Consider the following 10,479-nt stretch of genomic DNA (forward strand, 5'->3'; position numbering starts at 1 on the left):
TAAAAAGTTTAATCTGTACTCTTAAAACTTAAATTCGTAAAAAGAATTGCTGGTTTTGTATTATATAAATCTGTTCATTTTTCAAAGATCATTTGTCGATTTAAACGACTTCATTATGTTATCATCTTGAGAGAAATTTGTCAACAATCTTTTTTAAAACTGTTTTTTCAAATCTTTTTCTACAAATACTCTTGCGCCCTCAAGCACGAGATTTATTCTATCACAATATATAGCTCGTCTGATTCGACAATATTCTATTTATTATAATTATTTTCTATTTACTCTTTTTTTCTCTTTTATTCTTTTTTTTACTATTATTGATACGCTAGGTAGAGTTTTTATCATTCCTTCACCTTTTTCTACTTATTTCCTCTAAAAATAATACTTTTAAATAAGAAAATTAGGATACATAAATTTATTTTTAGCTTTAATTTAATATAATAAAGCTAAAAATAAATAAAAAAAGCTAAGCATTTGCCTAACTTTTCTTATATTCACTAGGGCTAACCCCTGTATGCTTTTTAAAATTCAAAGAAAAATTTCTATAATCTGAATACCCTACTTCTTTAGATATATCTTTTATGCTCTTTCCTTCACTTAAATAATTTATAGCTTTTTCCATTCTTATTTTAGTTAAGTATTCATTAAACCCGATTCCTATAGTATCTTTAAATCTTCTACTTAAATATGATTCGTTTATATATAATTCCTTTGCAACATCTTTTAATTTTAAGTTTCTCATATAATTATTATTTATTAGTTCTATCGTTCTATCTATACTTCTATCTTCTTTTATCCATTCAAACTCATTTTTAACTTCAAAATAAATTTCTAATTCATTTAAAATTGTATCTTCTAAAATATCTAAAGTTAAGCCGTATTCAGAATTTAATTTAATACTTTCATCTACATATACCTTAGAATTTATGCTTTTTATTTTTTTCTTTATTTTAAGTAGTATATCGTAAGTTATAGTTTTACAAATCTCAAAGCTTATCCTATTTTCTTTTAAAAATATAAATATTTCTTTTATATTACTTATAAGGATTGATTTATTAGAACTATTTAATAAAATATAGAACTTGTCTATATTTTTTAAAAGTTCCTTTTCGTTATTTTTATTTTTATCTATAATTTTATAAATAACTTTCCCATACCCTAAGTAAAATTTTTCTTCCATAAGACTCTTACCAAAGTTATAACAATTAACTATGTCCTTAGTTTTAAAAATACCAGTAAAGCCTACTGCTATATCTTTATCTAAGACTTTCTTTAAATCTATGTCTTTTTTAATATCTCCACTTTTTATTATAGTAGCTCTGTAGTTATGAGGTTTTATTATAAATGCTTTTTCTATATTAAAGTTTGATATTTTTTCTATTAATTCTTGAATCTTTAAATCATCTCTTTTATTTATATCTAAAAACATCATACTTATATTATCTTCTTTAAAATAATGATTTATTTCTTCTATATCAGTTTCTCCTCTAACTATATCTAATAATTTTCTATCAGAATTTACCACATTGTTGTAGATATCTATCTTTTCTATAGCTTTTTTTAAAGCCCCTTTAAGTTCCTCTTCATCTAAAGGTTTCATTATAAAATCTATAACATTTAACTTAATTGCTTTAACTGCATATTTAAAATCATCATATCCAGTTATAACTATTCCTTGGGCTTTAGGTAATTTTTCTTTTAATATCTTTAAAAGTTCAAGCCCGTCAATACAAGGCATATTTATATCTGTAATTATTATATCTGGCTTTTCTTTAATTGCTAATTCTATAGCTTCGCTTGAATCTGTTGTACTTGCACATACTATAAGTCCAAACTCCTCCCACGGAATAAACACCTCCATCCCTTTAAGGGAATATATCTCATCATCAACTAAAAGGACTTTCTTCATATTCTTCCTCCCTAAGTGGTATGCTTACAATAAATACAGTATATCCTTCTAAACTTTCAAATTTTATTCCATATTCATCACCATATTGGATTTTTATCCTGCTATCAACGTTATCTATCCCTATTCCTTCACCTTTGTGGGTGCTGTTTCCAATTCCAACTCCATTATCTTTTATCTTAAAAATAATCTTATTATCTATTATTTCTCCAGATATATCTAAGTTCCACTCTCCTTTTTTATTTGAAAACCCGTGTACTATTGCATTTTCTACTAGTGGCTGAAGAGTTAATCTAACTATCTTTTTAATTTCTATATTCTTATCTATATGATATGTAATGTTTAGCTTGTCCTCATATCTTATCTTTTGAATATATAGATAGTTATCTATAGCCTTTAGTTCTTCTTTTATAAAAACTTCCTCTTCACTATTTCTACTAGAATATCTAAATAGTTTAGATAAAGCATTAATCATCTTTATAACCTTATCTTTTTCAGAAAGCTTAACCATCCAATTAATAGTTCCTAAAGCATTATATAAAAAGTGAGGATTAACTTGAGCTTTTAAAGCGTTAAACTCTGCAGTTTTTATAAGTATCTTTTTATTATAATCTTCTTCAATAAGCCTGTTTATTTCATCAATCATATTATTAAACTTTAAACAAAGCTCTCCTAATTCATCTTCTCCGAAATACTCTACCCTCTTATTACGGTTTCCATTTTCTACTTCTTTAATAACTTCATTCATTTCATGAACTGGTTTTGATATTCTTTTGCTTAGTTTATAGATAACTACAAACGCTACTACTAGTAAAATAGTAGTTAAAAACATAAAAATCTTTATATTTTTAAATAATTCTAGATACATATCCCTTTTAGGAAATGTAGAAATAACATTAAACTTTTTGTTTTTGTTAGAACTTACATATTTTATATCATATTTATTTACTAAATTCTCTAAATTCTTTCCTACATTTTCAATATGATTCCTATCTACTATAACCCTGTTGTTTATATCAGTAACATACACATTACTGTCATTAAAAAAGGTTATATCGTTTATATATTGGTTGAAATACTTTTCTAAAATCTCTATTACAACATACCCTATAATCTTTTTATCCTTATTTACTATAGCCTTTCCCGAAATTAAAACTACATCACAATCAAGTTCACTATCAAACCTTCTATATATCTTTTGGTGAACTCTATTTTCATCTTCATCTAAAATTTTATAAAAATCACCGTATGTATCTTTATAGATAGGTTTATAGTAATCGGTAGATGAATATATACTAAGTCCATCTTTAGAAATTATATGTATCGGCATTTTTATAGGCATAGTTGATATTAAAGTAGAAGTTAAATTATATATCTTTTGAATATCTTTAAAAGATGCAGTCCCCTTTTTTTCTTTTTTATTTAAAATATCAACAATCTCATCATTTGAGGCTATATAATCTACCATATTATTAAAGCCACTCATTGAATTATTTATACTTTCTGCACTAGTTTTTATACTTGATATAGTGAATTTTTTTATCTCCTTTTCTGTTGATTTATAAATATAAATTAAATTATAAATTCCAAGGACTAAGAAAGGGCAAATTGCTACTAGAACAAATGATATTATTAATCTCTTTTTAAAACTTTGATAACGTTTTCCCATATTTTGATTATACAAAATTAATCTCTCTATTTTTTATTTATCTATTTATTTTACATATTATTAATATTTAAAATAAAAAAATCCACCACACTAAATTTTAGTATGGTGGATTTTAAATTTATTAATCCTCAACAACTTCAACGCTATAAATACAACTGCTTCTAGATAATCTACTTATTATATTGCTCCCCTTAATAGTTTTGGGAACTTCAATAGTATAAAGACAGACATCACCTTCTAGATAATCTTCGCAATCATTTTTAAAATAGAAATCGATATTTTTTATTTTTATTCCTTTTCTCATAAAGTATGAGTCAATATATTCTAAAGCTTCTTTTTTATCATTATATGCTATCTGGAGCTTAACTATATCTGGCTGAATAATGAACCTATTTTGAAACTTTTTAAATACTCCAAGTACTAATACTATACTTATTCCAGCTAAAATCCCTATAGTATAATAGCCCATCCCTATAGCAAGTCCAACGCATGCAACTACCCAAAGTGATGCAGCTGTTGTAAGTCCTTTTATAGAACCTTTATCGTGTAATATAGTCCCTGCCCCTAAAAATCCAACGCCTGTTATAACCTGCGCTCCAAGCCTTGCATAATCTATCTTTATTACATCTTTAAGCTCCGGATGGAGTATTATATTATTCATAGCAGTCTCTGCCATTTCCGATTGAATTAAAGAAACTACAGCTGCACCTACGCAAACTAAAATATGAGTCCTAAACCCAGCTGGCCTGTTTTTAAATTCTCTCTCATATCCTATAGCTCCCCCGATTAAAACAGCTAAGACTAATCTAAATAATATATCATTAACTGCCATTACTCTCCTCCTTTATTATATAGCTCCTACTATATAATATTTTTAAGGGGTTTAAAGTGTACTAAATTAAACTATATGAAGGGTCTCTAAATTAAAGTTTAATTTAACTTTATCACCTTCTTCAAACTGTTCTTTTTCTTTAGGGTTTGTAACTTCTATATTTATTAAATCTCCATTTACATCTACAACATAATCTTGATAAGATCCCATAAACGTTGAAGATACTACAACCCCTTCTAGTATTCCAGATTTACAAAGTTCTATAGCTTCAGGTCTTAAAACTATATCTACTTCATCTGACTCTTTCTTTTCTCCGCTATAATCTATTTTAAATTCATTATCTAAAACTTTAACTATAGCTTTATCCCCTTCAAGTTTAACTATTTTTCCTTTTATAAAGTTTACATTTCCTATAAACTCAGCTACAAACTTAGTTTTAGGTTTTCCATATATCTCTTCTGGAGAGCCAACTTGTTCTATAATTCCGTCTTTCATTATTATTATTCTATCTGATAAACTCATAGCTTCTGATTGGTCATGAGTAACATAAACAGCTGTTATTCCTGTTTTTCTTTGAATCTTTCTTATTTCAGTTCTCATATAAACTCTAAGTTTTGCATCTAAGTTTGATAAAGGTTCATCAAATAATAAAACTCCAGGTTCCATAACAAGTGCTCTAGCTAAAGCTACCCTTTGTTGTTGCCCTCCTGATAATTGGTTTGGGCTTCTGTTTTCCATTCCCTTTAACCCTACTAAGTCAATTATATTAGAAACTTTTTCTTTTATAGTTTCCTTATTCATTTTCTTTAATTTAAGACCGTAAGCAATATTATCGTATATATTTAAGTGCGGAAATAATGCATAGCTTTGGAAAACCATAGCTGTATCTCTCTTATCTGGAGTTAAATCATTTATTTTATCTCCCCCTAGATAAATATCTCCAGAGGTTGGAATTTCAAAACCTGCAATCATTCTTAAAGTAGTAGTTTTACCACAGCCTGAGGGCCCTAAAAGAGTTACAAATTCTCCAGCTTGTATATCAACTGATATATCACTAACTGCTCTAAACTCTGAATTTTTACTATGACTTAAATATATCTTTGTTAAATTTTTTATATTTACACCTTTACTTCTTTCCATAACTCGTTTTCTCCTAACTTTTAAATAATATTATCACTTGATTTACTAACGCCCATTTTATTTAACCCTAAATACATAAGTGCTATTGCTATATAAACAATAATTATAAGCACTGTTGAATAAGCTGACGCAACACCAAATCTTCCTGTATCAACTTGTGAAAGAATTGAAGCTGTTAATAATTGATACTTAGGTGTAACTAAGAATACTACAGCACTTACAGCTGTCATACTTCTTACAAAGGTATAAACTAAGCCACTAAAAAAGGCCGATTTTATAAGAGGAAGTGTTACTGATGAGAACACCTTTTGAGAATTTGCACCTAAATCTTGTGCAGCTTCTTCTATCGCTGGGTCTATTTGTCCAAGTGATGTAATTCCAGCCCTTATTCCAACAGGTAAACTTCTAACAACAAAAGCTATAATTATAATAAAAGCTGTTCCAGTTAAAAGTAATGGTTTTGTATTAAAGGCATTTATATATCCTAGCCCTAAAACAGTTCCAGGAACTGCCATAGCAAGAAGTGATACAAACTCTATATATCCCCTTCCTATAAATCTTTTTCTAGCTACTAAAAATGCAACAACCATTCCTATAATTCCAGTTATAGGTGTAGCCCAAATTGATAATATCATCGTATCTTTTACAGATTCAAAACCTAAATTAAATACATATTTAAAATGCTCTAAAGTAAGAGTATAATCTACTCCCATAACTTTAAAGAATCCTCCAAGCGGTATTAATATATAAAACGCTAAAACAAATATAGTTATAAGTAAGCAAAATATATCTATAGGCCAAACTATATGAGAATCTTCTATAAGAACTCTATCTTTAGATGCTTTCCCAGTTACAGTTACATAAGACTTTCTTTCAATCCAAAACTTCTCTAAAACAAATAAAAGAATAGATAATACTAAAAGAATTACAGCAATTGCAGCTCCACCTTTCATATCGTAGTTACCTATAGCTTGCATATATATCTTAGTTGCAAGTGTTGAAAAACTTCCTCCTATAACCATAGGATTTGAAAAGTCTGCCACAACTTCTATAAATGTTAATAAAAATGCGTTTGCAATTCCAGGAAGCATTAAAGGAAATGTTACTGTTTTAAAAGTTGTCCACCTTGAAGCTCCCATACTTCTTGATGCTTCTTCAAGTGCTGGATCTATCTTCTTTAAAAGACCTATAAGTAATAGATATGCTATAGGAAAAAACGTCATAGTTTGAACCATAACTATTCCTTTAAACCCATAAATATTAGCGTCTGTCATTCCAAATAATTGCCTTGTAACTAACCCAAATTGACCAAATAACATAATTGCTGATAATGCCAAAACAAATGGTGGTGAAATTATAGGTAAAATAGATACAAGTTTAAATAACTTTTTAAAATGTGATCTTATGTACGCATCTGCATATGCAAATATAAACCCTATAACTGTAGATAAAATACCAACAGTTACTCCAAGTTTTATAGTATTAAAAAAAGTTTCTCTAAAATCTAAATCTTCTAAAACTTGTTTGTAGGCACTAAGGGTAAATTCTTTACCTGCATCTATAAAACTTGCTTTTAATACTGAATATAACGGATATAAAATAAATATTGTTAAAGTCACTATTAAAAATATTATAGTAGTTAAAAGTATAGGATCTCTCCATATTTTTTTCATATCTCTAAGTTCGTGCTTAAATTGTAATTTCCTAGTAGCTAATGACATAATATTTTCTCCCTTCTAAAGGTTAGACTTTATAAATTTTGAGTATGTACCAAAATCTTGGTACATACTCTTAAAAATTTCTAACCTTTAATTGCTTTGTTCCACTCTTCTACTAATTTATTTCTGTTTTTTCCAGCCCATTCTAAGTTATAGTTTATAAGCTTAGTATCTTTAATTTCCGCAGCTTGACTTGGAGTGTTAGCTTGTGGGTTAGTTAAGAATTGATATGAACCTACACTTTGTCCAATCTCCTCACCTTTTTTAGATAAAACAAAATCTACAAACTTTTTAGCTCCTTCTTCATTTGGTGATCCCTTTAAGATAGATACTGCACCAACTTCATAACCAGTTCCTTCACTAGGTGCTGTTAAAACTAAATCTTTCATTCCTTCTTCTTTATATTTAATCGCATCATGTAAGAAAGAAATACCAACCATTACTTCACCTTGTCCTGCCATTCTAGCTGGAGCTGTTCCAGATTTTTCATATGACTTAATATTTTTATTTAATTTAGCCATATAATCCATTCCTTTTTCCTCTCCCATAAGTTGAACTATAGTTGCAAGCATAGTGTATGCTGTTCCTGAAGAACCAGGGTTTGCCATAGATATTTGACCTTTAAATTCAGGTTTTAATAAATCTTCCCAGCTCTTTGGCGCCTCTATTCCTTTTTCTTTTAATAGTTTAGAGTTTGATGCAAATCCTAAATACCCTACATAAATTCCAGTCCAAAGACCATTTGGATCCTTATATTTTTCTGGGATTTCCTTTGATTCAGGTGATTTATAAGCTTCTAATAGCCCTTCTTCTCCAGCTTGTACAAATGCATCAGCTGGGCCTCCAAACCAAACAGAAGCTTTTGGATTATCTTTTTCTGCTCTTATTCTTCCTAAAATTTCTCCAGAAGACATCCTTACCGCTTGTGCATCAATTCCTGTTTCTTTTTTAAATTCCTCAACAGTTTTAACCATATGGTCTTCCATTAATCCACAATATATTGTTAATGTTTCACCTGAAGCTTTATCTTCAGCTTTTTCTCCGCCGCAACCTGCTAATAATCCTATACTCATCACAGCTGAAAGTGTTAATGCAATTAAACTTTTCTTTTTCATTACCGTTTCCCTCCCAAAATTTTATCTAAGCTTATGATATCGTATTCAGTAAAGCTTAAATCTAAAATAGTAAGAATATATTACTTAAAAGGTAAAAATTAATTACATTAAATAAAAATCATCTCCCTTTAATTACCCTAAATTTTACAAATCCATAATTTCTATATATAAAAAAAGACTTAAAGATATTAAGTCTTTAAGTCTTATCTATATGTTCAAATCTAACTGCAATGATATAATTACTTTCTTCATAAGCCTTTTCTAAAAGCTCATTTTTATAAGAATCACCTCTCATTATTTCCTCTAAAGTCATCTGATCTCTATTTTTAAAGAATTTATTTAATAAATCTTCTTCTAACTCTTCATGAGTTTTTAAACTTCCATCATCTAAAATATATTTTAAATTTAATCCTATATTATTTAAATACCTTCCAACTAGAATATATCTATGACAATTTATAGGGTCTTGCTTTGCTCCTAAAATCCCTATAGTGAATCCTTTTTCTATTCCATTTTTAAGTCTTTCTACCCCATTTAAAAAGTCCTTATCTAAAATAACTTTCTTAAAATCAGGATAGCCTTTTTCATTATATAAATTAGTATTATTCCTTTGAACTGCAAACTCGTTTCCCATATAAATATATAATATATTTTCTCTCTTTAAGAATGCTCTAAGAGGTTCCCTATTATATTGAGTATTAAAACTTGAATACGGAATTCCCCTGATATCTACTATACAATCTATATTATACTTCCTTATTAAACTTAAAAACTTCTCTAAATCATAGTTTGAATGACCTAGTGCATATATAACTTTATCCATAATAGTTACCTCCTAAATATATTATAAATTTATTTTCTAAAATATCAAAAAAGGAAGCTTAACGCTTCCCATTTATTAGCTTTCGTATTTTCCCTTTAAAGTATAACTATCTAATATGTGTCCGTCCATCATATTCCAAAGTTCATTTAAAAAATATCCGTTTTCTATATTAAATAAACAATCTACTGCATATACATGTATCTCATAAGTATGAGCTTTATCTGGAGGTGTCATTCCTCCATAATATTTACAAGCACTCTCTGGAATATTTCCACCTTGAATGCTTATCCAGCTGTTTAAACCTTGTTTTATATCTTTATTATCTCTACTAAAATTTTCTTTTATGTTTTTTGTAGTGATATTAGCTGCAACCCAATGAATCCAAGAAAAACCTCTTGAAACAGGTATAGCATCCTTATCTTCAATAATAACAACAAAGGATTTTGTTTTCTTTGGAGCATCTTTTATCTCTAAAGGTAAAGATACAGTTGGAATATCGTAACTATCTAAAGGCCCTCTTTTTCCGTATTTATCAAGAATTAATCCATTTTTAATCCCCTCACTAATAACTTTCATAAAATCATCTCCTATATTTAATAGTTAAATCATATACCTTATTTATTACGTATCTTTAAACCATTAATTAATATATTCAAAATATCTATATCCGTTTTATCTTTTTAAATTTATATATAAATCTTTCTAACATTTAAAAGAAATAAAAATAAGGATTACAACACTCTTGCAACCCTCATTTTAAGTACACCTAGTGAGATTTGAACTCACGACCGGTGGATTCGAAGTCCAACGCTCTATCCAGACTGAGCTATAGGTGCATATTTTACTTTTCTTCTATTATTTTACTATACACTTTAAATAAAAAACTATCCACAATTTTAAAGAAATTTCCTTAATATCTGTTGATAGTTTTTCATGTTTTGTGGATTATTTAATTTTTTCTCCGTTTTTGAGAACAAAAAAAACAACCTTTCAGTTGTTTTAAGTTTTGGAGCGGGTAGTGGGAATCGAACCCACCTTTCCAGCTTGGAAGGCTGGAGTATTACCGATATACGATACCCGCATAATAATAATTTTAAAATTTTGTGGAGCGGGTAGTGGGAATCGAACCCACCTTTCCAGCTTGGAAGGCTGGAGTATTACCGATATACGATACCCGCATTATTAATTTTAAAATCTGCTGGAGCAGAAGACGGGACTCGAACCCGCAACATCCACCTTGGCAAGGTGGCGCTCTACCATTGAGCCACTTCTGCGT

The 10,479-nt window shown here is 28.5% G+C and carries 8 protein-coding genes and 4 tRNA genes; all 12 read right to left on the reverse strand.

Going from position 1 to position 10,479, the window contains the following annotated elements; translation table 11 throughout:
- Positions 1-478: 478 nt before the first annotated feature.
- Positions 479-1,909, reverse strand: coding sequence for a response regulator (locus M4I33_RS16600; protein ID WP_257917838.1), 1,431 nt, complete (start codon positions 1,907-1,909; stop codon positions 479-481).
- Positions 1,887-3,590 (reverse strand): sensor histidine kinase, encoded by a 1,704-nt coding sequence (locus M4I33_RS16605; protein WP_257917839.1) that lies wholly within the window; start codon positions 3,588-3,590, stop codon positions 1,887-1,889. The genes M4I33_RS16600 and M4I33_RS16605 overlap by 23 nt, the downstream gene beginning before the upstream one ends.
- A gap of 106 nt (positions 3,591-3,696) precedes the next feature.
- The gene (locus M4I33_RS16610) at positions 3,697-4,407 is read right to left on the reverse strand and encodes an MgtC/SapB family protein (protein ID WP_257917840.1); all 711 of its coding nucleotides are present in this window, start codon (positions 4,405-4,407) and stop codon (positions 3,697-3,699) included.
- Between the two features lie 66 nt (positions 4,408-4,473).
- Entirely contained in the window at positions 4,474-5,547 is a 1,074-nt protein-coding gene (locus M4I33_RS16615) for an ABC transporter ATP-binding protein (protein ID WP_257917841.1), read from the reverse strand.
- Positions 5,548-5,567: 20 nt separating this feature from the next.
- Positions 5,568-7,268, reverse strand: a complete 1,701-nt coding sequence (locus M4I33_RS16620; RefSeq protein WP_257917842.1) for an iron ABC transporter permease — start codon at positions 7,266-7,268, stop codon at positions 5,568-5,570.
- An 80-nt stretch (positions 7,269-7,348) separates the two neighbouring features.
- Complete coding sequence (locus tag M4I33_RS16625) at positions 7,349-8,380, reverse strand: ABC transporter substrate-binding protein (RefSeq protein WP_257917843.1); 1,032 nt, start codon at positions 8,378-8,380, stop codon at positions 7,349-7,351.
- Between the two features lie 196 nt (positions 8,381-8,576).
- A complete protein-coding gene (locus M4I33_RS16630) occupies positions 8,577-9,203 on the reverse strand; it encodes a DUF488 family protein (RefSeq protein ID WP_194191868.1) in 627 nt (208 codons plus the stop codon).
- A gap of 75 nt (positions 9,204-9,278) precedes the next feature.
- Complete coding sequence (locus M4I33_RS16635) at positions 9,279-9,779, reverse strand: YbhB/YbcL family Raf kinase inhibitor-like protein (RefSeq protein WP_257917844.1); 501 nt, start codon at positions 9,777-9,779, stop codon at positions 9,279-9,281.
- Positions 9,780-9,964: 185 nt separating this feature from the next.
- Positions 9,965-10,039: transfer RNA gene (locus tag M4I33_RS16640), tRNA-Arg, on the reverse strand.
- 171 nt (positions 10,040-10,210) lie between these two features.
- Positions 10,211-10,284, reverse strand: a tRNA-Gly gene (locus M4I33_RS16645).
- Positions 10,285-10,307: 23 nt separating this feature from the next.
- A tRNA-Gly gene (locus M4I33_RS16650) sits at positions 10,308-10,381 on the reverse strand.
- Between the two features lie 21 nt (positions 10,382-10,402).
- A tRNA-Gly gene (locus M4I33_RS16655) sits at positions 10,403-10,477 on the reverse strand.
- Positions 10,478-10,479 lie beyond the last annotated feature (2 nt).

Origin of the sequence: Clostridium sp. LY3-2 (assembly GCF_024705715.1) — a bacterium.
Lineage (GTDB): Bacteria > Bacillota > Clostridia > Clostridiales > Clostridiaceae > Clostridium.